The 24,906-nt window shown below is 48.3% G+C and carries 36 protein-coding genes; 1 reads left to right on the plus strand and 35 read right to left on the minus strand.

Annotation, left to right across the window (positions count from 1 at the left end):
* Positions 1–6 precede the first annotated feature (6 nt).
* The 35 genes from ACO0K3_RS03650 to ACO0K3_RS03820 form a co-directional block, all read right to left on the minus strand.
* Positions 7–1,089 carry a hypothetical protein gene (locus tag ACO0K3_RS03650; RefSeq protein ID WP_422981961.1) on the minus strand — a complete coding sequence of 361 codons (1,083 nt, stop codon included), beginning with the start codon at positions 1,087–1,089 and terminating at the stop codon, positions 7–9.
* A 1-nt stretch (position 1,090) separates the two neighbouring features.
* Complete coding sequence (locus tag ACO0K3_RS03655; RefSeq protein WP_422981963.1) at positions 1,091–1,684, minus strand: DUF6682 family protein; 594 nt, start codon at positions 1,682–1,684, stop codon at positions 1,091–1,093.
* 3 nt (positions 1,685–1,687) lie between these two features.
* The gene (locus tag ACO0K3_RS03660; RefSeq protein ID WP_422981965.1) at positions 1,688–2,323 is read right to left on the minus strand and encodes a hypothetical protein; all 636 of its coding nucleotides are present in this window, start codon (positions 2,321–2,323) and stop codon (positions 1,688–1,690) included.
* Positions 2,323–2,673 (minus strand): hypothetical protein, encoded by a 351-nt coding sequence (locus tag ACO0K3_RS03665; protein WP_422981967.1) that lies wholly within the window; start codon positions 2,671–2,673, stop codon positions 2,323–2,325. Before ACO0K3_RS03665 ends, ACO0K3_RS03660 begins: the two co-directional genes overlap by 1 nt.
* A gap of 81 nt (positions 2,674–2,754) precedes the next feature.
* Positions 2,755–3,255, minus strand: a complete 501-nt coding sequence (locus ACO0K3_RS03670) for a hypothetical protein (protein ID WP_422981969.1) — start codon at positions 3,253–3,255, stop codon at positions 2,755–2,757.
* Positions 3,256–3,325: 70 nt separating this feature from the next.
* Positions 3,326–4,441: a N4-gp56 family major capsid protein gene (locus ACO0K3_RS03675; protein ID WP_422981971.1), complete on the minus strand. Its 1,116-nt coding sequence runs from the start codon at positions 4,439–4,441 to the stop codon at positions 3,326–3,328.
* A 68-nt stretch (positions 4,442–4,509) separates the two neighbouring features.
* Positions 4,510–4,695 (minus strand): carbon storage regulator, encoded by a 186-nt coding sequence (locus ACO0K3_RS03680; protein ID WP_422981973.1) that lies wholly within the window; start codon positions 4,693–4,695, stop codon positions 4,510–4,512.
* Positions 4,692–5,633 (minus strand): hypothetical protein, encoded by a 942-nt coding sequence (locus ACO0K3_RS03685; protein WP_422981975.1) that lies wholly within the window; start codon positions 5,631–5,633, stop codon positions 4,692–4,694. The genes ACO0K3_RS03680 and ACO0K3_RS03685 overlap by 4 nt, the downstream gene beginning before the upstream one ends.
* A 38-nt stretch (positions 5,634–5,671) precedes the next feature.
* Positions 5,672–5,860: a hypothetical protein gene (locus ACO0K3_RS03690; protein ID WP_422981977.1), complete on the minus strand. Its 189-nt coding sequence runs from the start codon at positions 5,858–5,860 to the stop codon at positions 5,672–5,674.
* 18 nt (positions 5,861–5,878) lie between these two features.
* Complete coding sequence (locus ACO0K3_RS03695) at positions 5,879–6,397, minus strand: hypothetical protein (RefSeq protein ID WP_422981979.1); 519 nt, start codon at positions 6,395–6,397, stop codon at positions 5,879–5,881.
* Positions 6,394–6,870 (minus strand): lysozyme, encoded by a 477-nt coding sequence (locus ACO0K3_RS03700; protein WP_422981981.1) that lies wholly within the window; start codon positions 6,868–6,870, stop codon positions 6,394–6,396. Before ACO0K3_RS03700 ends, ACO0K3_RS03695 begins: the two co-directional genes overlap by 4 nt.
* Positions 6,860–7,072, minus strand: coding sequence for a hypothetical protein (locus ACO0K3_RS03705; protein WP_422981983.1), 213 nt, complete (start codon positions 7,070–7,072; stop codon positions 6,860–6,862). The genes ACO0K3_RS03700 and ACO0K3_RS03705 overlap by 11 nt, the downstream gene beginning before the upstream one ends.
* The gene (locus ACO0K3_RS03710; protein WP_422981985.1) at positions 7,069–7,350 is read right to left on the minus strand and encodes a hypothetical protein; all 282 of its coding nucleotides are present in this window, start codon (positions 7,348–7,350) and stop codon (positions 7,069–7,071) included. Before ACO0K3_RS03710 ends, ACO0K3_RS03705 begins: the two co-directional genes overlap by 4 nt.
* 50 nt (positions 7,351–7,400) lie before the next feature.
* Positions 7,401–7,808 carry a hypothetical protein gene (locus tag ACO0K3_RS03715; protein WP_422981987.1) on the minus strand — a complete coding sequence of 136 codons (408 nt, stop codon included), beginning with the start codon at positions 7,806–7,808 and terminating at the stop codon, positions 7,401–7,403.
* Between the two features lie 41 nt (positions 7,809–7,849).
* Positions 7,850–8,320 (minus strand): hypothetical protein, encoded by a 471-nt coding sequence (locus tag ACO0K3_RS03720; RefSeq protein WP_422981989.1) that lies wholly within the window; start codon positions 8,318–8,320, stop codon positions 7,850–7,852.
* On the minus strand, positions 8,320–10,686 hold the full coding sequence (locus ACO0K3_RS03725; protein ID WP_422981991.1) for a sialate O-acetylesterase: 2,367 nt from the start codon (positions 10,684–10,686) through the stop codon (positions 8,320–8,322). The genes ACO0K3_RS03720 and ACO0K3_RS03725 overlap by 1 nt, the downstream gene beginning before the upstream one ends.
* The gene (locus tag ACO0K3_RS03730) at positions 10,687–13,284 is read right to left on the minus strand and encodes a hypothetical protein (protein WP_422981993.1); all 2,598 of its coding nucleotides are present in this window, start codon (positions 13,282–13,284) and stop codon (positions 10,687–10,689) included.
* Positions 13,277–13,687 (minus strand): hypothetical protein, encoded by a 411-nt coding sequence (locus ACO0K3_RS03735; protein WP_422981995.1) that lies wholly within the window; start codon positions 13,685–13,687, stop codon positions 13,277–13,279. The genes ACO0K3_RS03730 and ACO0K3_RS03735 overlap by 8 nt, the downstream gene beginning before the upstream one ends.
* 139 nt (positions 13,688–13,826) lie before the next feature.
* On the minus strand, positions 13,827–16,214 hold the full coding sequence (locus ACO0K3_RS03740; RefSeq protein ID WP_422981997.1) for a hypothetical protein: 2,388 nt from the start codon (positions 16,212–16,214) through the stop codon (positions 13,827–13,829).
* A gap of 2 nt (positions 16,215–16,216) precedes the next feature.
* On the minus strand, positions 16,217–16,570 hold the full coding sequence (locus tag ACO0K3_RS03745; protein WP_422981999.1) for a hypothetical protein: 354 nt from the start codon (positions 16,568–16,570) through the stop codon (positions 16,217–16,219).
* 27 nt (positions 16,571–16,597) lie between these two features.
* Complete coding sequence (locus ACO0K3_RS03750; RefSeq protein ID WP_422982001.1) at positions 16,598–17,035, minus strand: hypothetical protein; 438 nt, start codon at positions 17,033–17,035, stop codon at positions 16,598–16,600.
* On the minus strand, positions 17,032–17,574 hold the full coding sequence (locus ACO0K3_RS03755; protein WP_422982002.1) for a terminase small subunit: 543 nt from the start codon (positions 17,572–17,574) through the stop codon (positions 17,032–17,034). Before ACO0K3_RS03755 ends, ACO0K3_RS03750 begins: the two co-directional genes overlap by 4 nt.
* On the minus strand, positions 17,571–17,783 hold the full coding sequence (locus ACO0K3_RS03760) for a hypothetical protein (RefSeq protein WP_422982004.1): 213 nt from the start codon (positions 17,781–17,783) through the stop codon (positions 17,571–17,573). Before ACO0K3_RS03760 ends, ACO0K3_RS03755 begins: the two co-directional genes overlap by 4 nt.
* Positions 17,780–18,202, minus strand: coding sequence for a DUF1064 domain-containing protein (locus ACO0K3_RS03765; protein ID WP_422982006.1), 423 nt, complete (start codon positions 18,200–18,202; stop codon positions 17,780–17,782). The genes ACO0K3_RS03760 and ACO0K3_RS03765 overlap by 4 nt, the downstream gene beginning before the upstream one ends.
* The gene (locus ACO0K3_RS03770; protein WP_422982008.1) at positions 18,190–18,510 is read right to left on the minus strand and encodes a hypothetical protein; all 321 of its coding nucleotides are present in this window, start codon (positions 18,508–18,510) and stop codon (positions 18,190–18,192) included. The genes ACO0K3_RS03765 and ACO0K3_RS03770 overlap by 13 nt, the downstream gene beginning before the upstream one ends.
* Position 18,511: 1 nt before the next feature.
* Positions 18,512–18,823, minus strand: a complete 312-nt coding sequence (locus ACO0K3_RS03775) for a hypothetical protein (RefSeq protein ID WP_422982010.1) — start codon at positions 18,821–18,823, stop codon at positions 18,512–18,514.
* A 31-nt stretch (positions 18,824–18,854) separates the two neighbouring features.
* A complete protein-coding gene (locus tag ACO0K3_RS03780) occupies positions 18,855–19,160 on the minus strand; it encodes a hypothetical protein (RefSeq protein ID WP_422982012.1) in 306 nt (101 codons plus the stop codon).
* 187 nt (positions 19,161–19,347) lie between these two features.
* The gene (locus tag ACO0K3_RS03785; RefSeq protein ID WP_422982014.1) at positions 19,348–19,989 is read right to left on the minus strand and encodes a DUF6475 domain-containing protein; all 642 of its coding nucleotides are present in this window, start codon (positions 19,987–19,989) and stop codon (positions 19,348–19,350) included.
* The gene (locus ACO0K3_RS03790; RefSeq protein WP_422982016.1) at positions 19,979–20,794 is read right to left on the minus strand and encodes a hypothetical protein; all 816 of its coding nucleotides are present in this window, start codon (positions 20,792–20,794) and stop codon (positions 19,979–19,981) included. The genes ACO0K3_RS03785 and ACO0K3_RS03790 overlap by 11 nt, the downstream gene beginning before the upstream one ends.
* Entirely contained in the window at positions 20,781–21,119 is a 339-nt protein-coding gene (locus ACO0K3_RS03795; protein WP_422982018.1) for a nuclease domain-containing protein, read from the minus strand. The genes ACO0K3_RS03790 and ACO0K3_RS03795 overlap by 14 nt, the downstream gene beginning before the upstream one ends.
* A gap of 38 nt (positions 21,120–21,157) precedes the next feature.
* Positions 21,158–22,402, minus strand: coding sequence for a DNA-methyltransferase (locus ACO0K3_RS03800; RefSeq protein WP_422982020.1), 1,245 nt, complete (start codon positions 22,400–22,402; stop codon positions 21,158–21,160).
* Positions 22,399–23,046: a hypothetical protein gene (locus ACO0K3_RS03805; RefSeq protein ID WP_422982022.1), complete on the minus strand. Its 648-nt coding sequence runs from the start codon at positions 23,044–23,046 to the stop codon at positions 22,399–22,401. Before ACO0K3_RS03805 ends, ACO0K3_RS03800 begins: the two co-directional genes overlap by 4 nt.
* Positions 23,043–23,519 (minus strand): recombination protein NinB, encoded by a 477-nt coding sequence (locus ACO0K3_RS03810; RefSeq protein WP_422982024.1) that lies wholly within the window; start codon positions 23,517–23,519, stop codon positions 23,043–23,045. Before ACO0K3_RS03810 ends, ACO0K3_RS03805 begins: the two co-directional genes overlap by 4 nt.
* An 82-nt stretch (positions 23,520–23,601) precedes the next feature.
* Positions 23,602–23,952, minus strand: a complete 351-nt coding sequence (locus ACO0K3_RS03815) for a hypothetical protein (RefSeq protein WP_422982026.1) — start codon at positions 23,950–23,952, stop codon at positions 23,602–23,604.
* A gap of 78 nt (positions 23,953–24,030) precedes the next feature.
* Positions 24,031–24,270, minus strand: a complete 240-nt coding sequence (locus ACO0K3_RS03820) for a transcriptional regulator (RefSeq protein ID WP_422982028.1) — start codon at positions 24,268–24,270, stop codon at positions 24,031–24,033.
* 22 nt (positions 24,271–24,292) lie between these two features.
* Between ACO0K3_RS03820 and ACO0K3_RS03825 the strand changes: the two genes are divergently transcribed.
* A complete protein-coding gene (locus tag ACO0K3_RS03825; RefSeq protein ID WP_422982030.1) occupies positions 24,293–24,904 on the plus strand; it encodes a helix-turn-helix domain-containing protein in 612 nt (203 codons plus the stop codon).
* Positions 24,905–24,906 lie beyond the last annotated feature (2 nt).

Genomic DNA, 24,906 nt, shown 5'->3' on the forward strand with positions numbered 1-24,906 from the left:
TCAGCCTCACTTGTTATCGACAATAGAAAGCGATCCGCTCAGCGATCCATTCTCATAAAAGAATGTCCAGATATCAACTGCATTCGCAGATGTGCTACGTGGCGGTAAGATACCGCCTGCCCACTTAATCGTATTGCCAAACGCCAGCGCACGGCCGGCAGTAGCATCATTGACCGTCATCAATGAAAACGTAAAGACTTCACCACCTATCGCCGCAGGAAAATTAGTAAACGTCAACGTAGTATTGGCAGATATCGTGACTTTAAAAAACGTTGCTTCATCACCGGCCGCAAGATCGATGGTCGTCGTTGAGCTCGATGCGGTACTGGTTCGTTTCACGTCTTGCGCATACTTTAGCCATGATGGCATAGGTACCGTGGCCCAAGAAGAGGCGCTACCATTGGTCGTTAAAAACTTACCGGCATTCCCTGTCTGTGACGGAAGACTTGGAGGGATGATCACATCAGCCCAACTAGCCGTCGTTCCATCTGTTGTAACGAATCGTCCGGCATTACCAGCTTGCGCAGGCAACCCACTTGGCACATCCGTCCAGCTTGCGGTCGTTCCATTCGTTACCAGAACGCGCCCGCCATTTCCAGACTGCGAAGGAAGTGATGCAGAAAATGCCGCTTGAGCGACATAGTCAACCGTCGCAACAATATTGCCTGTCGTACCAAATGAAACCGTTGCCGCACGCAAGGTACCGCCAGCATAGTTGTGCGTACCAGTATAAGTATCACCGGCACGGATAGACCGCGTAGCTTGCAGATCGTCAATGTCTGTTTCAAATGCCGTCAGTTCAACGGCTGTTGTCCGCAGTTCCAACAGATCACCACTTGCCCACGCCCGTGCTGTCGTACCTTGCTGTCCACGCGTAACGATCATGGACGTTGCATTAGCCGCATGCGTCGTGACCTTGACGACTTCAATATTGCCAGCCGCGTTTTCCAGCGTGACGAAGAAATAATCTGCTCCGGCTATCGTCGGGAATCGACCACCATGCCCCGGCTGAATAAAGAGAGTCGTATCTAATGCAGTCGCACTAGCCGATAGCGTTGACTGCCCATTGTTGGCGTAGAGTTGCGTCATGCTATGAAGTTCCCTTTGCTTGCGCGATGAATCGATCCATTAGCTGCGTTGCACGCTGGCTATTTGTATGCTCATCATCTTTGACTTCAGCACGTCCAACGACATACTCAACTAACATGGCTTCGTAGTTTTCACTGATTGGCACAATGTCGGCCAGCGTAGTAAATGGCACCGGCGCAGCAATGTACCGGATAGGCAATTGCGCCCCTGCTTGCGCTGGCGGGTACAGATCAAACCGCAATGGCTCAGAGGGTTCAGGCATCCAATTCACCGTAGCACCTTGCGGGTCATAGATCCAATTCGGTCTAAATAGCGTCAGAGTTACACGGTCCCCCTCTGGAATTCCGACGACTTCCAAGAAGCCCACCGCCCGATTAATATCAACCGTTTGCACATACCCAGCCACACAGGTATGCATCGCATTTTTTGCAAAGAGTGCCGGATTAATATTGAGCAAGACGTTGAATGCATCATTCAACCAGCCAATCAGTTCCGCATCAGACTGCCGATACCCAGTCGTACTATTGGTGTCATTGAGAAGAGAACGTGCTTTGGTGATGATGTTACTAACCAGCATCTGAAATGTGCGCGCCATTTGTTAGCTCCACTTCGGACGTGATGCAATACGTGCCTGACCGTTGCTACGCGCTGCATTGATGTTACTGTTGTCGACCATCGCATTAAACGATTGCAAATAGGCCGCACCTAAATCCATATTTGTCCATGGCTTATCGGCGTACACCATTAACTTACCTTTGGCACCCATCGCGATTTCGTTACGGTACTTCACTGCAATTTCGTCTGGTAATCCAGTTGCTGCATCACTTGGTTTTGCAGATACCCGCAATTTCAACCCCGTCGATGCAGTTGAAAGAGGCTTTGGATAAAGCGTAATGACACCAGGACTTAATTGCAGATAACTGACAGGCGTACCGGTATGTAAAGACCAGTCATCGTTATTGTCAGAATCTAGTGAATTAGAGGTAATAACAGTGAGTTTTGCACCGTCGTAATAGGCATTTTCGACACGAACTAACTCTTTGTCCGTGTCCATAGGGATAACAATCGAACTAGCTCCCGCCAAGACTGGAATCGTCGATAGCGTGATTTGCCATGCACGTGACCGCTCAAGCAATTGCTGGGCAGCGTTACGCAACTCATGTTCAACCAAAGGGATCGGACAATTACGCAGATTTGGCAATACATAAGGGAACCAGTACGACCAGACTTTCATTATCTTTTAGCCTTTGTCGCAGCTTTGTTTGTGTTCTTTGGAGTCAATGCTTCGACCGGTGCACCGTTATTAATGACAATCGTTTCATCAGGATCATCACTGGCATCATCATTGCCCTCATCGCTGGCAGCAGCTTTATCTAATACAGAACTCAGTGCCATTTCAGCACGCTCAAAATCAGCGGCATCCGCAGGGAAGAACGAACCTGTGTTCAGCAAGAATGCACAATGGGAATCATCTTCAACATCGCACGTCAGAGGTTGTCCGACAAATTCATAAGTGATCTTGTCGTCAATATGGGCAATGACCGTGCCATCTGCGCGAGGTTTAATTTCTGTTGCGAGTTTCATCTTTACTCTCCGTAAGGATAAAAAAAGGGGACTATCTGGCCCCCTTTTTGGAATGGCCTTATTGCAGGGCCGCTATGGTTATTAAGCGAAACGGTAGGTAAAGATAATGGCCGCTTCACCCGCTGCCGCTGTCGCTGCCGCTGCTGTCGCCTGGATCATGATGTAACGGTCATACGTCGTAGGCGTCACGCGTGACAGGGCTTTACTTAATGCCTGCACTTGACCGCCATTTTGTGACACTGTTTGAGCAGTAGCCCAGGCAGCGCCACCGTCAGCAGTAAGAGCAGAGATTGCGGTACCGCCAGCGCCTTGAACGTTATTGACCACAGCCGCATTTGAGATACCTAATTGCCATGCGATGGTTGGCGTACCGTTCGTATCGAGCTTGTCAGAGTCAATCAACAACGCAACAGGCACGCAACCAGCAGGCAAGATGCCGATATTGCCCAAGTTATTCAGCGTCAAATCGCCAGCAACAAACGGTAATTTAAAGCGTACTGTGACGTCGCTAGAATTAGACGGGGTTGGTGTTGGCGTACGGCCAATCAAAAAATCATTTGTGGTAGTTGATGCAAAAGCCATGTCAGACTCCTATAAATTTTGAAGTTGTTCACTTAGACCAGGGTTCCCCCTGGCCTAAATCAACGACGGGTTAGCGGGTAGCCGCTGCGGTATCCAATGCAAATACACCGAAATCCTGCGCACCAGCATCAGTAGTGAAGGTTGTTTTCTTCGTACCAAAAATGCTCGACGTAGAAATCACGACCTTGTCACCGTTATCGCGAGTTTCTTCGTTCCAATCGAAACGCAGATCAGTACCAGGTGAACCGTAAGCAACGACAGCCGCCTGAGAACCCATAAACAGCGCACGTGCTGCTTCGATGTTGGAACCAGCACCCGCATTAGCGAAGCGAATCACATTACGATGGCTGTGCAAAATCGCACCGCGATACATGCCCAAAGAGCCTTTGAACAATGGATTGTTACGACCTTCAGACGCAGCCGCAGCTTTTTGAATATCCAACCATTGGCCAGTATTCGTATTGCTACGTAAATCATCTTCCTGCCATGTATGCATGACGCAGACGAACGTTTCATTGCCATCAATCTTGCATGGCTGCAGAACGGGGATACCAGTCGGGCCACCACCTTGTACTTGCGCACGAGTGACAGCACGATCGATCATGCGCAAATCCATCTTGTCCGTCGCAGCAATGTTGTTGAATGCCGTTGCGACGTTGCCGTATAAAGTGTGCGCAGTATCTGGAGCAACTAACGCATTGTTAGCACGACCGGCATAACCGAGCGGCAACAAGAAGTTAGGATTGACACCACGAGCACCAGACAGATAGATGAACAGCAATTCATCAACCAGACGACCCCACCATTGGGATTGTTGACGCTTGGCTTTTTCACGCAGGTTATGCAGCGTGCGCTTACGCGTCATGCGGCCACCTGTATTCACGCCGGCACGGGCTTGGTCGATGTACAGAGTATCTGTGTAGAACTTCTGTGCTTCTTCCTTACCTTCGAGCATGTCCTCGCCTTCGACCGGCGCCATACGCATTTCTGCCAGCAAGTCGTAAGCGATCTGATCGCCTGCATCGGATTGCAGATCTGTCAGAATTTGAATAGGCACTTCGGACTCAGCGCCCTTGCCCATGAAACGTTGATTAAAATATGATTTTTGCGAAACGTCGAAGGCAAGCAAACCAGCCCAACGCTTCACACTCTTGGGATCATTGACCCCGACGATGGTGCGCGCCATAAAAAGTGCTCCTATAAAAATTAAAAATTAGGAGCACTCCTGCGCGCCGTTCTGACCTACTACAGCTACTACTCTGCCATCATTGGTGCGGACTTCTTGACCAATTCAATCTTCACGTTTGTTGGCGCTGTGACTTTGATGCGCGCATGCTGACCAGACTTATGAACGAGTTCAACTTCAACTAATTCACCACCAATCATCACGCGCTCACCTGGGCGAATATCGAGTGTGAGACTGCCCTTTTCTTTGCTCATGCGCGGCTCATGAATTTTTCACGTTGAGCAGGCGACATCTTTGCAATAGCTGACTCAAATGCATCGCCGCTCAAAGAATCAACCGTCGAGAATTCATCACCAACATCGCCAGGACCATCAGAACCAGGTACTTGGCTTAATGTTTTTGGCGCTGCTTCCAGATTCACCTTGCGCTTATTTTTAGCTTCGGTAACCGGATCTTCTTTCTTTGGCGCTACTGTCGCAATGCCATGCAATATGTTCACGCGCTTATGCGCTTCGCGTAAGAACCATTCTTGATCTTTATCTTTATTCGCATCGTTCGCTGCTAGAACTTTGATAAATTGATCCAGATCCCCACGCTTTGCCTCATCGGTGCGATAGTCTGTGCCGCCCTCTTTTGCGATGGAATTCACAAAACTCTTAACAGTGAACACCCATTCTTGATTTGCACTTTGCGCCGACATCTCCTTAGAGATATCGACTTTCACTAATGCTTTGTCGAGTTCACGAAGATATTTATCGTGTTCAGACTTTTGACTTTCATACTCGTCAAAATCAATTTCACCCGCTTTAAACTTCGCCTTCAAATCTGCAATATTTGTTTCGACTTGCTCGGCCGTTTGCGTAAATGATGCAGGTAACTCAGCGTGATAAGTCGGACGGAATCTTTCCGGCGCTTCATCAACGACTACGGTTTTTTGCGCGACGTCATCAGATGCGGCTAACTTAGCAGCATCGTCTTCCTTTGCTTTGTCATCATTCTCAACAATGGCATCCGCATCCGAATCACCATCATCACCGCCGTCTGCGTCTTCTTCATCGTCATCATCACCGCCGTTGGCAATCGCTGCCAATGCCTTACGGTTAGCCTCAGCGGCACCGTCATCATCTAAAATAACAGCGCGTTCTTCATCGGTTAATGTGGCTAAATCTTCTTCGCTATAAGTCGTGCTCATCGCATACTCCTGCGTGCTGGTTAATAAAAACTACTCATTTATTCGGATTCACCGGAAGCAATTGCAGCCACTTCCAGCATCTTTTCTTTGGCTAATGCCCGGACTTTCTTCATGCGGACAGGATCGTTTTCGATTTGCTCGCACTCCATCACACAGCGGAGGTCACTTTCAACCTTCCACTTCTCATCTTCACTGACGGTATTTAAGGAAATTCGCTTCTGTGCCATGATGTACTTTCAAAATTGTTACGGATATAAACCAACGTCTTTAATCCAGATCTGGAGATTTTCTAATCTGATTTTGCATTCGGCTCCTTTTTCTGCGATTTCATAAAGACCATCTTCAACTCGGTCAGGAAGTCGAACAGAAAAGGCTCCATCAACGTCGCTGGCGCCGTAGGCTTTGGTTTCTCTGGCAAAGTCTGCACAGACTGACCCGGGGAGGCGCAACCCGCCAGCAGCACGAGTAGCAATAAGGTCGCGCTTAAACACATCACTCTGTAATTGTATTTTTCCGTTAAGTTCATTTGCTTTACTCTCCGCAGTTGCATAGACGACTGTTAATCTTGAAATCTCTTTGTTTCGCTCAATCAAAGCTGCAACGTAGTCGTCATGGTTTTTCTTTTTTTCTAATTCCCATTCAGCTTGTACTTTATTCTTTCCAGCCTCAAATCCTTTGTGGTGCACATAGCCGAAACTGCCAAAAAGGCCAACAACAAAAGCTATTAATCCAACCAAACGCACCCAAACGCTAATGGAAATCATGCGGCACCACGCAAGCAAAGTTCTTTTTCGTTGCTCCGACGGGTAGTCAGACCTGGCAACGGTACAAGTACGCCACCGATGCGACTCTTATTCCAATTTGGTAACTGGTTACAAGCTTCGATCAGTTTTCCTTGGTAGAGATACCGTGCCGCTGTTGACTTTGACTTGTCGCAAGCGATTGTCGAGCCTAAGTTATATGCAGCATCACCAAATGCGGCCAGAACTTCTACCGGTAAATTAGGATGGCAACGATCAACCGCATCAACGGCCTCAGCCATTTCAGCCGTGAGCAGAGACTTACATTCAGCCAAACTGTACTGACGATTTTTTACAATATCTTTTCCCGTATGCCCGTAACAAACTGTTAGTACACCAGGCGGGTCGTAATAGGCGTATTGACGCAACCCCTCTGCGGGGATTGCAATCACGGTTGCTAGCAACGCGGCGGCACCTACTTTTTTACTATTTGCCATTACGCACCTTCTTTTGTAAGACAAAACGACTTATAGCGGCAAGCACTCCAGAGAGCATAGAAAGAACTGCAAAAATACCTCTCGGGAAAATATCTGAAAATAGCGGCAATATTGATTCAAGCGCTGACAAAAAACCGGATAGCAATGCGAAACGTACAGACCATGAATAGCGCAATACGCGCTTCCATTCAGGAATAATCATGGCTTTCTCTCTATCAGTCGATCCAGCTTAGAACTAATCTCTTTCAGGTCTTCACGCACCGTGCGCTTGTTCTCATTAATCGATTCTTCTTGACGCCGGTCAATCTGCTGCTGAGAGACACGCGCCTCTTCGAGCACCACAACACGCTTGTCCATGTTCTGCCACATGGCCGCACCAGTGACTAAGAATCCCGCAAAGGTAAGTAGATGCCCCAAATTGACCGTCGCATCAAACTTAATTCTTTTTTCGCTTTGATCAGGCATGGCATTGTTTGGCATCGTGCGAGTTCCAGAGAAGTAATGGCGCAAGGTTGCCATCATTGGTGCGACTACATTTCCATGAGAAATAAAATGAGTGCTTCTTCATCATCTAAAAATCGAGTCACGGCACTAGCGTTATCAATCAATTCAGGCATGGATTCATGCAACTTCGACTGAACAACAGGGATGACATGAGTGGCAGCATCAATGCCCTGTTTGATTTGATCCAATAATTGCGGCGTCGCTGGCAATGCCGTAATGACTTTAGTATTTTCAGCGTGATCAGAAGTCTCAACTGAATCAGCCGATTCACGGATAACATCTTGAGTGGCATCAGCAGGCTTCTTCTGTGAATCAATGCGATCCCACCACTCACGCACGCGCTCGGCATGATCAGATCCATACACCTGAGAAGGCGCTTCATTCGGCGCGCTCGTATCAAAAGAAAACCAGGTAACGGTTGCATCAATCGCCATTACTGATGCGGTATCGAGCGATAGCCAAGTGACTACGGCGCTCATGTCGTTGCCAAAGTAACGTTGATTGCCCCCGCAACAATGAGTGCCCTCTGAGCTGTCGTGAGAGTTTGCCTATATAAAGTCGGCGTAGGAGTCAGTTGATGCGTCCATTGCGCGATCGTGACAGCAGCTTGCTTGAGAGTTACCGTAAGCATGCTGCTATTCGCACTATATGCCCGGTAACTGATCACTTGATTTGCGCCACCTGGATAGACGGCTTCATCCAATGTCATTTCACAAGTCGATGCAGCGGCCGTGCTGATGTAGCTCGCATCGTTTGCGACAGTCTCATTGATTGCACCAGATAATGTCGCAGCAGTCGATGTCCATTGACCTACGCTTACATCTGTCTTTGGATACACCTTAGTAGGCAATACTGGCGTAGGCGGAACAATGACATTGCCCGTATCCTGACTATTGAATACAGCAGCCCCAGATATGCGAGATAAACCAAAGACGACGGCTGCCATTAGTTCACCACCACAGGACCAGCAAATGAACGCGCAGCCGGTGATTGCGTTGTCGTGCCGTTGGACGTAGAGAACTCAAGCCAGGCAGTACCGCCGACAGCAACAGAGATAGTCGGAATTGCTAAGGTAAGAAGACCAGCACCATTGATTGCCGCGCCACTTCCTTTCGATGCTGGCGCCGCTAATTGATCAGGGGTTGCTTCGTTATAGATCGCCCAGTTGATGCCAGTGATATTAGTCAGAGGATTGCCACTTGCATCAACGATGTTCAGCGATACGACGCGTGAATAGAATGCCAAATTCATCGCATTAAACATACGCGTAGCAACAGTCGTTATTTCTGTACCTGCACCTTGCCCAAAATGGGTATTTGGAGATGACCAAGCCCCCGACATATCAGCAATGCCGACAACATTTGTATTGCCTGCGGCTACTGCCGCAATCGCGTTATGGATCGGCGTAAAGTTTGGATATGTACCGCCACCATCAACAATATTATTAATATTGGCTAGCAACCACTTAACACCAGGGAATCTACTGACCCAATCATTAATGATTGCATTCAGGCCATTCGTGTATGCAGTTTGTGTCGTCGTGTCATTTGCATCGTTCTCGCCCTGCCACCAAAGCACAAATTTATGTCCAGTAGCCCCGAGTTTATTTGCACGATCCAAAGCAATACCATAGTAGGTATTGAGGGCAGTATTAACGCCCCACGATGCAAGACTGGTCGAACCGACCGCGCAAGGTACAAGATAGAGCGGGACGCCAACTGCCATGACCATGCGTGCTAGTTCGCCAAAATAGGAACCTTGTGGTAGACCACCGGCGGCATAGGTTGCGTAAGGACTAGCGTATTCCTTGGAGAATTGATTGCTGGCCGTCTCTTGGTTGACTACCCAGTTATTTGATTTATCAAATTCAGTTGATTTCCAATTTGGATGCGCAGCCGGAGCAACCCAAGCAATATAAGTATTTGCCTTACCGACGTTCTGAGACTGTCCAAACACCATACCTACATCACCAACACCAACGTCATTAATTGAACTGAGAACTGCTGTATTGTTTGAGAACCGTACTGAAAACGTCCCATGATCTATATTTGGTAACGTCACAGTCGCGTCAAACGTGCCGCCCGATGGCGACGCAACAAGCGTATTCCATGAACCTCCGCACCACTGCCACTGCAATGATGTCGGCGTGCCGGTGTAAGTTCCTGCTACACGAACAACTGCTTTATTCTGAGAGTTGCGCTGAAATCCGCGGTTTGCTTTAACGCAAGTAGCATGATCAGGTATTGAAAATGTAATTGAATCAGCAGTGACAGTTACACCAGTAATCGTCTGCGTCACAGCAGGGAAGTTATGCCAGCGAACGACTAAATTGCCCGTGCCAGGCGTTTGCCCAGACAACGTGCCACTGAAATTACCACCACCTAACGTTCCGCCAATATTGGCAAACGCGCCACCGTTGAACGATGCTTCGATATAGTCAGGCGCATTACCACCTGAAAATGACCCAGCGATAGGAATATTAACGCCAACGCTCGCGCCATTCGCAGGCGTAGTGACAGCAATGGAATCCACCGGCGCCGTGTTTGAATAGTAAGCATAAGGATTGGCTGCATGCGCTGCCACCTCAGTACCGGTCAATTCACGCGACCAGTGAATATCATCTAGCATGATGAAATCAGGTTCAGCACCACCGGCATTATCGTACAACCCTGCAATTGTTACCTGGCCAGCCGTCGATAAGAAGTTGACCGCGTTACCCGTCTGCGTCTTGATTAATACGCCATCGACATAGAATTTCACCGTGCCAGATGCAGACCGAGTGATATGCAGCATCGAATCTTTGTTTGCGGCATTGGCTGGATTGCCAACATCATTCCAGTTGAGCTTCGTCGTGCCATCGTCAAAGAATGGGTACCAGCACCAGCCGGTCCCTGCAACTTCATATACAGTAATGGTCAGCGGCGTCGAAGAACCGTGCGTGATACGTCCAATGCTGCGGATCGCTGTTGTTGCCGCCGCAACGGACGGCATACGAATACGCCGGTAGAGGGAGAATGCACCGGTACCGACATTCAAACCAATCGAACTGGCACTCGCCGCCGTGTAGTACCGGTTATGAACCGTCTTGACATTCGATGGATCGCGGCCATTACCAACGGCCGTTGAGACAATAGGCGGTGCGCCGTTACCACTGACCGTCCAATCACGCGCATTTCCACTGTGATCTTTACCGTTAGATGTCGCTGTACTGGCATCCTCAGATGCCCATGAGTACGCAGAAACAATACCCGTATTAAGCGCATCGGCTGTGAGTGCCAGCGGCTCTACGCGCTGATTACGTAAAACGCCCATCTATTCTCCCTTGTCGATTGAACTTGCACCCGTGATATTCCCTTGAGCGTCACGGTCCACAACTATTTCTGTTTCGTTATCAGCATTTATCGCACCGGTAATGTTGCCGTTCTTGTCGCGCTTGAACTTGATCGACTTATTCACCGGCTGTTTTGCATCAACCTGGACATTGAATGTCATTGGCGGCAATGGTTGCGCTGTCGGCTCAGCGGCTTCTTTTGGCACGGCGACCTTTTCAGCAGCTTTAGCTTCTTGATCCAATAGCTTTTGCTCAAAGACTTTCGTCATCTCAGCCATGCGCTGTTCAATCATGGCAATCTTCTTGTCACTGGCATCTTGAATCTCTGCAATGCGAATACGCGTATCCTGATCAATACGTGCGGCTTCCAGCTTGGTATCTGCTTCACGATTGATTTGTAATGTCCGGTTAGCTAAATCGCTTTGCGCCTTACGCAGCTCACCGCTGAGTATGTCAATCTGCTGAGAAGCATCCGACTTGATCCGGTTGATTTCATCCATGACGTCAGGTGCAATACCAGGCTGGCCCTGAGCTTGTGCATTCGCTTGCGCCTCTGCCTCAAGCTTCATTGCTTTTGCATTAATCTCACGGACTTTTGCTTGTTGCTCCTGCATCGCAAGGCCTGCTGTTTGCTTCTGCATTTCCAAAGCCTCAGCCTGTTGCTGCATTTGCTGTTGTGCCTGCTGCGCTTCTTCTGGCGTCATTTCCTTGTTAGGATCGCGGTCGCCCGTCATCTTGCGAATCGCATCAGCAATCTCATCTTTGTTTGGCAAGTCTGAAAACTCCATTGCCATGGTCATGAGACGCAGCGATACCTCGGGAGGAAGACGTGTCGACAATTGCTGAAGACTGTCAAACATCACCTGGCGAAGCGTGCCGGCATAGTCTTGCTCAGACACGATAAAGTCCGCTACGCTTGCAGTAATGTCATTGAGGAACCGCACCGATCCATCGGCTTGCACCTCTGGCTGGTTCACACGAACCCAGTCGATTGCCCCTTTTGATCCGGTCAGGCGAATGACTTTTTCCTCTGTATAGAACTGTTCAGTCAGGCTTAATTGCTTTTCGCCCTGGATTTGCGCGGCTAAGCGTAGATTGTCAAATGGCTCAGTCGTAACGACAGAGCCTTGCAATTGACGTGCTTGTATCGCAGCGCCTGACACTGCGTTAGTCTGCCGCCCCATGTTTTCATCGGCAACACCGGCTAATTTTTGTATGGACTGAGCCGCCAGTGTCATCATTTGTATCTGGCCGTTTGCTCCTTCCGTATCACGGCGAATTTGCAACTCTTTACCTGCATTTTTAATGATCAGGCCATCGGGACGATCTACCTCATCGCGCAGCTCATCCCAGTCATCAACTGCGCCTTGGTCAGCAATAATTTGATTAGTGTTTAGCAAGAACAACGCTTTTGATGCGCGCTTGTTCAAATCCATTTGGATGTCGCGCACACGGCGAATTGCACCATACGGCAAGCGATCACGTCCTCGGCGATAGCACCAGATCGGCGTTAGACCGAATCGGTTGTGTCGATAGATAGACGGGCCACTCGCAATCAAGTCTGCATCAGTAAAGACCGCGAAATGTACGCGCATCATCATGCGATCGGATAAGCTTGCCCCCTGTGCAGCGATGTTCTGCGCCATAACCTGATCATGATCATTAGCAATAGAACCGCGCATATGACCATCCATCACAACTTTAACTTGCGTTGGCTTGCGATACTGGCACTCAATGAGCTTCACCCGACGGCGCTGCGTATCCACATTTTGGCTTGATCCGGTACCGCGAAACGATGTCGTGCCACTTGTCTGGGTTTTACTCTCCGTTGTGTACCAGGTATCCTCTTCGCTTTCGTTCCCGTTATTAAAATTTTCAATCGCACGCCTGATCTGATCTTTCCTTTTAGGAAACATCATCAGCGCAACATCCTCATCAACCCAGCGCCAGCGGAAGATATACCTTGCGTCACTCAAATCATGTTCATAACTGGCAGAGTCCCAAAGAACATTGCGCCAGTCTTCATACTTGCAATACAAAATATCTTGCGTAGGATCATCGCGAACGCCATCATCCATCCAGCCGACACCAGACTTAATGGCATCAGCAAACGCCCGGGAGCGGACAAACGGCACACGATTCACGTCACTGACAAACTTCATTACCTTCGTCTTGATGTCTGCCATCTTCACGTCATCTTCCGCACGGGGAAGAATCCGCCAGTCCATTTGCGCACGGCGTTGCGTACCAATAAGCCAATCGACCATCGGTGCCACTTCGTTATAGACGAGAGGCGCTTGCCCACGATCACGCAGAATTGCTGCGTCCTCTTCTGCATATTGAATGGAGTCGTAGAAGTCCGCATCCGTTGCCATCTCTAGCCGATTCGCCGCCTGCTTATCTTTCTCATGGAAAAACCAATTCAGCAGCTTACGATGCTCTTCACGTGCGGCATCCGTATCGAGCGGATCGACATTCTCAAAGTCTTTTCCAAAGTGATCATGCGCTTCATCAATCGCATTGCTGAGCTGATCACCGGTCGCACGGCCACGGACGGCGCTGAATTCGATGTCATTCATATTCAACAACATCCTTTTCATGACGCATTTCTTCTTGCCTCAGCACTTGCCCGTCACCCTTGAGCGTCATTTCACCAAAGGCTTGAGCGAACTCAGTAGCAGGAGCAGAAGGCATACGGATCAGGTCCGGCAACCCATCATGAATAATGGTCGCAATCTTGAACCATGCACCGGTGGAATATTCCAAGCCCAATATCTCAGCCGCTTTGCGCGCCTGCTTAGCCAAATAACGTTCATCGTCGTATTTATAAGAAGCAGACTCGCAGATCACGAACCACGGCGCTTTAGGTTTGCCCGTCATCAGCACCATTGCGCGCTCATCGTTGACCCAAGTGAGCAGCATAATGATCTCGCCGTACCGATGTGCCTTGTGTGCGTTTTTGATGTTTAGCGATGCGCCCATGACAAAATCCTGTATTGAGTAGGACTTCACTTTGCCATCATTGGCACGCAAAAAAATACCGCCCGAAGGCGGCATAAATCAGAAGTTAGGCGCTTCTGACACTCTGAACTAAAGAACTCACTATAGAATCATTGGCACGTCACCGCGCCATGAAAGACCCAGCGCGGCGCAACGTCTTCTTGCGCACGACATTGCTAAACACATTGCCTCGATCTTTCTCCTGACCCCACTGACGGAATGCATCAGCGCCATGGCTATTCTCATCATGCACGTGCTCATCCGACCATGATCCCGTCGCCTTATTCCATTTTTTCCGGTAGTTTCCAAGGCGCTTCAATCCAACAGCACAATTAGTTTCATCGAACCATGCCGAAGAAAATGCCCCGCGTGTAGCCTGAATACCCGCCTGCAAATTCGTTATGCGCGGCACAATCTCAAACTTATGCCCGGGTAACAAGCCTTCCAGAATCTCTTTAAGCGAGCGGTTGGTATCGGCATCTTCGCCAAGTCGCTTATGATCGGCATCGTGCGGAAGATAGTGCGTTCCATAGACATAGCCATATTCAATGCTCAGCTCCTGTAACTTCGTCGCATAGTGCTTCAAATCCTCACCGCTGTTTTCGTAATAGTTCAGGAACCGGTCCTGCATCGTTGCGAATTGATGAAACCAGATAGAAGAGGCATCACCGCGCCCCAGATCCCAGAATGTATTGACCGGCATTTGCAGAACAGGAATACGCTGCAGCAATCGCCCCTGTTTGCGAGCAGTCGACATTTGTTCGGCGTAATAACAACCCTCAGTTGATACTTGAAATGCCTCATCAGGAAACGACGGATATTCCTGCCACATCTTCGTTTGATCGCCAGAGAAGTCAGATTCACAAGTCGCCACGTACCAGGCACGCTGACCGGCACTGAACTTGACACCACAAATTTGCTCAGTGTTATTGAAATAGACGTGATAAGTGGGCGACACCATGACCGTACTTGGATCAAGGGTGTACTCAGGCGCTTCCCACCATGCAAAAAAATGCAGCCGATAGTCCTTAGCCGATAGCTTTGCTCCTTGCTCTTGCGATGCCTGCGCACGCTTGGTGATCTTATAGAACTCACCGTCTTGGCCTTCCGCCGTCGATTCGATTACTGAGATACCAGACTTTGGCACTGCTGGAATAGACCCGGTAATCACCTCTTGCGCTTTTTCTGGAAACTTTGCACAGATCTTCCCAAATTCGGATACATGCAGCCGGTGAATAGTCCCACCACGCACCGATGTCGCCACTTTGATGATCGCGCCATTGTGGCCAAAGATCATCGTAGACACATTACACTTACTCAATGGGAAACGGTCGCGCAATGCTTCAGGTAGATTGTCGTAAGCGAACTTCACCTTGTCGCGGAAAATCTCTTCGGCTGTATCCTTATCCTGGGCGATGATGCCGCACTTGATAGGACTATTCGAGAACAGTGCAGTGTCTAGCCAGAGGATAGCAATCAGCGTCGTATTATGAGATACAAATCCTTCTGCAATGTAGGTTCCAGTCGATGTTTGCATATCCACGACCTCACCCATTCCAATAGCCTCAATCTTGGTAATAGTTGCCCATCCAACATCACCGTTGCGCTTACCTGGAAACTCACGACCTTCCCAAAACCTATTCCCAACAAATCGTATTGGCCTTGTTTGGCCAATCACGCGAAACAATTCGTCAATGCGACCAAATGCGATTTTTGGCACGGGCACTTTACCGAATTTACTTGGTCGAACTGCGATGTCATTCTCAATGCAATGACTATAGCCACGGTTTTGACAGTAAGCATTCATCCGATCCCACACCTTCCCCTCTCGCTGGCTAACATTGACACCAGCAGAAGTATTACTTTTTGAGATTGAACCCTCACCATCAAGTATTCCACCAAACCAACCGTCTTCAAAAGTTGATTCTTCCCAAGGTTTTGCAATCCATCGAACCTTAGTACCCACCTTTAACTTACCAACTACCTCATTACCATTTCCGCTCAGGCTTCTCCACTGCGCTAGGTCGCCAGCCTTTTTAGATAGCCAAGGATGCCGATCAGTACATACTACCTCTCGCCCATCATCAAAGGTTATTTTGAATCGCTCGGCTTGCATTGTCTTTACCGCTTGAACTTGCGCCGTTCGCATACGTCTTGCTTTCCCTCTTCCTCCAGGTGGATGCTCATCACATGCAACTACCTCCATTCCTGGCTCGATCTGTCCAATTGGTATCCATTTAAGATCCGCTGTTAGAACCCTAGTTTCTGGCGAAACGCAAAATCCCAATTGCCTAGCCTTCAATATGACATTGCGATGGTGCAGGCGCGCCAGTAGCCGTCGCTGTGCACGGTTTGGGATGAATGGCATAACCAAATCATCCTCACCATCGTCACCTTTGATGATGATCTTGTACAGAGCACCAGACGTCAGGCGCCAGAATGGATCATCCAGACAGCGCTTGAGCTCTTCTGGATTCGTTGGCAGTTCAATCCGCACCGGCATATCCATCGTTAGCGCATTCTTTCTATTGCAGCCAATATGCCTTTACAAAACGCACTTTTTTCTCTCTCTTGTACATCCTTTTCCTGACCCGCAAGGAAAGAGGACTTCAGTAAAAGTGCGCTTTCTTCATCATCTGTTACGTAAACAATTTTTTGAGATTTATCCAGCCAAACTAATTTCTCAACCCTAATTCTTACGTACTTTGGACCATGGCATATTTCACGTCCGTCCCCAAAACATTTTGGTGGCTCGATAACGGCCAAAGCCAAATGTTGGTGCTTCCATGCAAATTCATGCGCCCACATAGGTAAATCAATTACGGTAATCGGCTCAAAATCCATCGTGAAAAGTATTGCGTTCATTCCATATCCTTTACTGATAACTTAATGTCAATCATCAAAGCTCAACGTATCAATACCGTTACCGCTGTAGCAATCGAATTCACACGCCACTCTAACGGCGTCAACAGCCGTACAGCCAAGATGCATCGCCGCCAGCGCGAAATTTCCACCCGAACCAATCGCAATCGTCGGGGATTCATACTTATGCGGATATGGACCGCGATCATATCGATAGATTTTTTTATCGGGACGAATGACGATGAGTCCGACAAAGTCCGCATTGTCTCGCTGAAACAATGGCAGATTTGATGGCATACAACCTTTGCGAAACCAGTGAATCATTTCCTGAATGCGGTCAAAGTCTCCAGCGGCCGCAAGCAAACAGCCTTTGACCTTATAGAGTTTGGTCACAACAGAAATCACACCGTCACTAGTGCAGCGCTTATCTGCGGCCAATGTCTTTCCATCCCATGCAATTGTTGTCACTCGTCTTCCCCTTCAATATCTGACACGCCAGTCACATTCCCGCTCAACGATTGCAGCAAGTCGCGCAGCGGATCCGTCTTCTGCTTGTTGTCGAGCTCATACAGACCTTTATGCTTCGCCAGCTTTTCCAGCGATGAATTCTTGTCCCAAAACTTGTATTTCACGCCGCCGTATTGATCAATCTCGAACGAAGCAACAGCAGCAGCCGTGGCAGCATCCAGTTCATGAGGTAGCTTTAGCGTGCCATCTGGCTTAGTAATCGCACGGATATCGGAGTAAGCAACTCGCTGGATCTCTTCCAGAATGCGCGCAGCAGAGACCGATGCTTTCTCAGCCGCCATTTCTTGAATAATTGCCAACCTTGCCTTAACCTTTTCATTGCCTGCAAGCACGGAAGCTTTTTCCCAAATCGTCTTATCCGCCCAAGTCAGCGATGCAGGATACGCTTCACGATAAGCAGCAGATTGATTCAGCCCGGCACCAAGACCTTGTGCAAACTTCTCTTGTTGCGGTGTTAATCCGTGTTCGTTCTTACTCATGTGCTTTCCTCAATTACGCCAATTAATTGCTGATGTATCCATTTACTTTCGCCGGTATGTATTGATCTAAAATTGATCATCTGACCATCAACACCATCAACAATTAAAAAAGCTGGGAACCCCTCAAATGTGAAATTCATTAACTCACTGCTGAAATAGACGCGCACCTGCTTCCCAATAAGGTCAGATAACCCGCTGCGCTTGTTCACGACTGAATCTCCAAAATATCAATGTTGTGTACGCTCTTCATCAAATGACGCTTAATACGGTAACCTTCTGTGATTGCACCCTTCACGTCTGCCACCACTTCGCATTTCTTCAGGCAATCCCAATACACAAAATCCGCGACGTAACGCATCGGAGGCCGCTTGCGCTTGGCGACAATCACACTCGGCGCCAGTTCAAACACTACTTGCCGCCGGATGTTGCCGACTTGCTTTGCCTTTTCCAGTTGCTTCAGATAACACCAATATCTGTGCTCAGCCTTGGAATCAAATCGCCCATCTGTCGTTTCAATCACCTGGTTGCGATATTTGGAATCGCCACGCTGTAGCTCTACCTTACGATCCTTGCCACGCTGTACGCGCAGTTTCAGATTTAATAATTCGACAGGCGTTACGCGAAGCATTGAATCGTCACCCACAGTGGCTTTGGAGAACCATGACTTGATCGTGCTGGCGCAAAGTCACCCGTCTTGGCAATGACTTTCTCACGCTTGGCACGCATGACGATTGCGCCATAGGCACGCTGATCGGGCGGCGGCTCTACACCAGACTTGGCAATTGCTTCACGGATTTGCTCAATCGTGAATGGCTCAGTCTTTTGCTTTACTACGTCGACCAGTGCGTCATAAGCGCGAACGCCCCAGCCAGGTGTGACGCGTTCGGCGTGGTCAAAAGCGAGTTGCGCGCCAATAAATCCTTGATTAGTTATCACATTATTCTCCTTCTCTCAGTGCGCGGTACCGTCCGTACCTGGAATTTCTTGCAGAATCTTCGACACGCTTAATCAACTTTCGGCGCATCAGATAAATCAATCCCCACTCAACGCGATGCTCTGATATCTGCAAGTCTTGGATGATTTGAGAACGGGTCTTGAAATGAAAATCCGTTCTCAGATAAGCCAACACGACATCAGAGGCACTCCCCTGGACAATCACGCCTTCTGGTCGCGGGTTAAAACGTTCTGGCGGTTTCGTACCAGTCGTTCCTTTCGTACATTGCAAAACAATCCACTGCACTGCATCCATTACCGCCCCCTACCATGTTGATTGATGACTGTCATTGCTTGATTCTTCTGCCTGAGCTGCGGAATACGGGAATGTACGGATGCTCGATGTAGTACACCTTGATGTCATCGTAAATCTGACGCACATCAATGGTCTGGTCATAGACGCCGATCAGTTGCGCAGCGAAACGGTCAACCCGCTCTTGGTACTGCTCAGAATCCTCAGTGCTTGACGATAATTTCCCCGCGATCATGAACAGAGCAATCCGGCAATCGCAATTAAAAAACGCTCGCATCGCACGCCGATGCGTCTCATGCATCGTTTCGACCGGTGATTTAAATTCGCCTTTTTGCGCCATTACCTCAACTCCTTCAATCGTTTTCGTTCTGCCCTGATTTCCAGCCTCAGTGCATCCAGTGCGTCAGGTTCCAACGTGTCGTAGTGCGCTTTTCTGACGTGCTCGGGACTCTGTGCCAGTATCCGGATCCGGCAGCAACGCAAGTTCGCATTGGTTCGTCCGGCATTCACTTGGCAAAGTTCGCAGATCATGCGGCGATCTTTTTAACTTCAACAGGAATAGAGATATCGCTCATCAATTTCATTGAGATCAGAGGCTTGTCCGTACCACCTAAGAAAACCTTCTTCACTTTTTCAGGGTCTCCAATGAAAATTGGCTCTTGGCCCGGCTTACCCTCAACATTATTTTGCGCATTAGCAATGCCGATCATTAGCGATGGATACTCAGGCTCTTCACCGCGCATCTTGTAGCCTCGATAGCGATTTTCAAATTCACGCGCAACAAACGGCCATTCGTCCTCTGTCTTAGTCCCTAACCCAATCCAGCCGCCCATGTCCGCGACAACCCGATGAATCAGAAAGTCATCGAAAGCCACATCTTGATACGTCCCTACACGGCGAATGGCACCATCAACCTTTGACCAGGCAATTGCCGCTTGGTCTTGAGTACGCCCCTGTAAGTTGCGCGTCACGTCGGCGATTTTTGGCATGAACTGACCATTGTCGGGGTTCTGCGTATGCGCCCACAAAGCCTTTTCAACTGCGCCAATGTCATACTGACGCAGACCTTGCCAATACAACTCGATCACCCCGCCAGCCAGCGTTTTCCCGTAGTAATCTGCTACTCCAGTGAGTAGAGTGACGAATCTGACTTGATCGCTAGCCTGCATTTTTGCTCTCCAACCATTTTTTTGCGGCGTTTGCTGTAGCCTGCCCATGAATACCCAATTGCGAATCATCATTTATCGATTGCCTTGGTGAACCCTGCTGCTTTGGCTTAAGCCAGTCGGCATTGATTCCAGACCAGCTACGCTCAACGCAAATCAACACCGCGTCAGGTACTGATAGCCCCGCCTTTCCGGCCTCGCGGACAAAACTTTCCAGAGCGATATCGGTATTCGTTGCGCGCTTGGCTTTTCTCACCGCCATCCACGCAGCGACCACCTTGCTAGCGACACCGTTTAATTCAAGTTCTTTGGCAAAATCAAACTTTGGCGCTTTAGTGCTAGCCGCTTGCGGCGCTGTAGTTTCTGGAATCAGACAATCAGGAATCAGAGAAGAGGGAATCAGAGAATCAGGCAATCTTGGCGATGACATGTCACTGCCTAGGTCATGCTTTATCACCTCCTTATCTTGTTCCTGCGTTGAATTTGAAGGCGCTGGTATAGTGCTAGCCTGCTCTCGGACGTGCGGAGCCTGATGCTCAGAGAATTTGACTATCTGAATAAAGCGTTGGCCTTCAGCTTCATATCTAACAATGAAACCAAACTTCTCCAGCTCTGCAAGTAAAGGCTCAACCTCAACAGTGTCATACGCTAGCAACTCACCTTTGATACGCTTGGGGCGATCTTCTAAGCGCCCCTCTCTATCCGCAAGCATCCACATGCCAGGGAAGATATAGCGAGCCCAGATTGAGCACTCGGCCAAATCTTCGTTCTTATACATACCAGGCTTAATATTTCTAGCACGAGCCATGAACTAAGCCCTCCAAAATACCCATACGCCTAAGAATTCGATGCGTATGTACTACAGCATCTTTAAAGAGAGCAATCATTAATTCATAGCTGAAGTCATCAGGACGCTTACAGCGGCCATCCAGCATGTCGTGGCAAGCGCTACAGCCAAATGCTGCAGCGGTGTCAGGAGCCTTCAATCCAGCACCTTTACCGTCTTCCAGTAAGTTGCTATGGCAAAGCACGGTTGTTTGAATGTCGTAATTACAGAATGGAAATCGCAAGCAGCATTCCTGACCGCGCGCTGCCTTACGTATTGGCGTCATTTTTGGACGATTGGAGCGCATAGGCTTTGTGCTGCGCTTCATTGGAGAGCGTTTGAGAGTCATGCTGCAGCCTCATCAAATAAAGATGCCTGCTTACTATTCTCTTCAATTGTTATTTGAAGTTGCTCTATTTCATTTGATATACGAGCAGATGCGATATCCAAATAACTGGAATCCATTTCTATACCAATGAACCTAAATCCTTCGCGCATCGCAGCTTTGCCAGTACTTCCGCTACCCATGAAAGGATCCAGCACTACACCGCCAGAAGGCGTAACAAGTCGGCAAAGGTAAGCCATCAAATCAGTCGGTTTGACTGTTGGATGGATATTGCCTTGCGGGCGCGGCTGATATCCATCATCGCGGCGAGTGATGTGCTGGTTGCTGGTATTGGAAACCATACCCCCTACAGATTGAGGTAACGAATCACAGCCGAAATTCCGGTCAGTACGCGATGCTTTTGCACAATAAAAAAAGCGAGCAGCAGATTTATTTAATTCAATTCTTGGCTCTGACGACCCAATACGTCCGATCATTCCACCGAATTTGACGGCGCCAGAGAAGCCGTTCGCGGTTGGTTCGCTTCCACTCACTCGGCCTTGTTGACCTTGCGCATCAGGGAAATTTGCTAATACTTCATCACTGCCATCGTGAATAATGTTTGCCGGCCATCGCCCAAGCGGATCACCACCACGAACCCCGGGCAACATGGCATAGTCAGTACTACCTACGCTTGAATAGCGACGGTCTTTGCTTGCTTCGCCTTTGCGGTTCTCGTACTGGTGCATTTTGTCAAATGTTGAACCAGCACCAGCGCGCAACGATTCTCCCGTATGGATACGGCAATCATCAATGTTCAATGCGCCAGTACCGTGCTTAGACCAGTTCGTCTCAACAGTTCCGATTAACGGCTTACGTGCCATGCAGATTGGCTCATGCGCTGGTTTTAACGCAGTGCCGCCCCACTCGCCATTGTGAGACTTAGGAAATCCTGAACCATAAATCCACATGATTTGATCGCGGATTTCAAAACCGGCATCTTCGATGGCACAAGTCATTCGGTGATAAGTTCTACTACCAGAAAATGCAAGTAAATGACCGCCTGGCTTCAAAATTCGCAAGCACTCTACCCACATTTCGACGCTAGTCGCAATTCCGGTTGAATCCCATTTTTTCCCCATAAATCCAAGTTCATAAGGGGGGTCCGTTACAACACTGTCTATAGTGTTATCTGCTAATTGCTTCAATACCTCGATGCAATCACCAAGATACAAAGTGGCATTACCAATGATTACTGGATTCATCGCTCAAACTCCGCCAGAACAGAAGCCATCATGTCGTGGGATTGATTCCCTAGACGAGCGGCAACAGCATCTAATAAATTATCAAAACGTCCTAAATCAATACGACGATGTTTGACCATAAAACTTACTGCCCATTTCCGGCGTGAACTTTGCCAATAAATTCCTTTTACTCCACTTGATGCATGTCTTTCAGGTTCAAAAATAGATCTTTGAATATCCCAACCATGCTTTGTAATCCTCAAAGAAATAACATCTGCATCAACGCCAGATAATCTGGACCATTGAGCAAGCGTCATTAAAGTTCCATTGAATTCAATAACCCGATTTGATGTCTTATTATTGGCTTGCTCTAATAACGTAGCCCATCGACAGTTAGTAAGCTCGTAATTACCTAGTGGGTTTATCCGATCAATTGAATGATTATTTGATGGTCGAATTCCCATGTCCTCAAGAAATGCTTCAAAGGATGTTTGCCAACGTTCACAAACTTTTATTCCCCTTGCACCATACTTCGCATAGGAAGATGCACCTGGCGTATTGCAACGCGCTTTCATTGCACACCATGTTTTGTATTCAGGAGTTGCATGAGGAATTTTTGGAGCAATATTTCTTGTATGCCCATGCGTCACTAATGCGCCTCTCATGCCGCCCTCCGCGCTTCATTTGGATTTGCATGAAAGATGACACCCATATTTGCGCCATCGGCATAGAGCTGTTCAAGATATTGAGAAAATCCCTTAACAGTCAGATCAGTTGTGCTACCAACTAACACGCGCACACCGTCACGATCAAAATCCCACTTTTTATAGTCTTCTTTTTTGCAGAGGTCAGGATCGTATTCTTCGGGCAGATACAGGCGCTTATATGTTTCATGCCAAAGAACATCAGAATATTTACGGCCTTGGTAATAGGCTTGCTCAGCGATGTCAGCAAGCGGACCTACCCACATCAAAGCGTTTTGATCTAGCTTTCTGGCTTTGACCTCTTCGCCAATACTCACGACCAAAGGATGATCTGGATCAATCGGTAAATTTGGTACTAGCGAAAGTACTGTGCTGACTTGTACAGCTCCAACAAGACGTATCTTGCGAGTGATGAATTTCTCGCGCTTAGTCATAAACGCCCCGCTTTAGAAAATATCCAGCGAGGACACTGGCTTAATGAATGTGCGCCCTTACAAAATGGGCAAATCAACGGTCTCATACCTTAGTCGCATCCACAGTGTCTAAATTCGCGCGCGCCAGCACTTTCAACGACTCAAACACTTCACGCTCAACGGTGACTTGGGTCTGACTGTTCAGGCAGATTCCCGCGCCAGCGAGTATCAACGCAACACGCTCAATGTCGCCGCCTGGTTGCTTCATACGGCTAATCGTCGCTTCGTGTACCACCAGTTGATCAGCAACATTCACCTGACCGGCATCAGTAATAGCGCGCAAGATAGCTGAATAATTCTTGCGTGACGTTGCCTGTACTTCGGGCGATACTGATTCCATCGAAATTCCACCGCGAGAAAATAATGGGTCGTCATAGCCAATTTTAGGTGTCATTGTTTTGCCTTTTTGGTGAAATATTTTTATTGGTGATTACGCAGCGGTTTTCGCTGGACGCTGATCGACAGAATTAGGTTATGTCGCAGAAGTGACTTGATCGTTTAAGTCGGGCCAAATTTCTTGCCAGTCATCTTGACGAAGCTCTTGACGTGTAACTTTCTTGCTTGTGAACTCTTCGATCTTTGTAGATAAACGGGCTGATGGGCGCCGATGTCCACTAGCTAATTGAGAAATGTAAGATGGCCCCACACCAAGATGTGCCGCAAGTCGTGTAGCGTTACCACGCTCGAGCAAAATGTATGTTGAGAGATTCATTTAAAACCTTCGAGGAATGGACTTGATAAGTCACTTTAGCATAAGCGAAAGTAAAAAACAAGCATATGCGAAATTAGCGTTTGCTAAAATCCGCAATATGGAAACAGTAAGAATTAAGCAACTCCGGAAATTAATTTCCGAAAATTTCAATGGGAGCCAAACTGAGCTATCAAATAGATCGGGCGTATCCCTATCTCAGCTTGGTCAGTACTTGGGTGGCTATAGAAATTTAGGCGAAAAAACAGCAAGGAAAATTGAATCTGCAGCAGGAAAAAATATCGGCTGGCTGGATGGAGTCAATCCTGAAACGACACTATCACCATATAAGCTAAACCAAACACCCGCTGAGTATCAATTAACAAAACCAAAACAAGAAGAACCACCGGCAATTGACCCAATGATTGCCGCCGTGATCAAAATCATGGAACAGACTGACGAACGCGGCCGGCGCAAGATGCTGTCAGCCTGCGAAGACATTCGCGACAACTATTTGATACTTCAAAACCGCGTCAATGCAGATGGCGCAGTGCCAGTCATCCCAAAAGAACTGTCACACGATCCCGACTTTAAAAACGCGCTGGAAGTTTTAGTCGATACGTTCTCCCACAAAGACCAAGATCAAAGACACTACTGAAA

This window comes from Undibacterium sp. Rencai35W (genome assembly GCF_049340185.1).
In the GTDB taxonomy this organism is placed as follows: Bacteria; Pseudomonadota; Gammaproteobacteria; order Burkholderiales; family Burkholderiaceae_D; genus Undibacterium.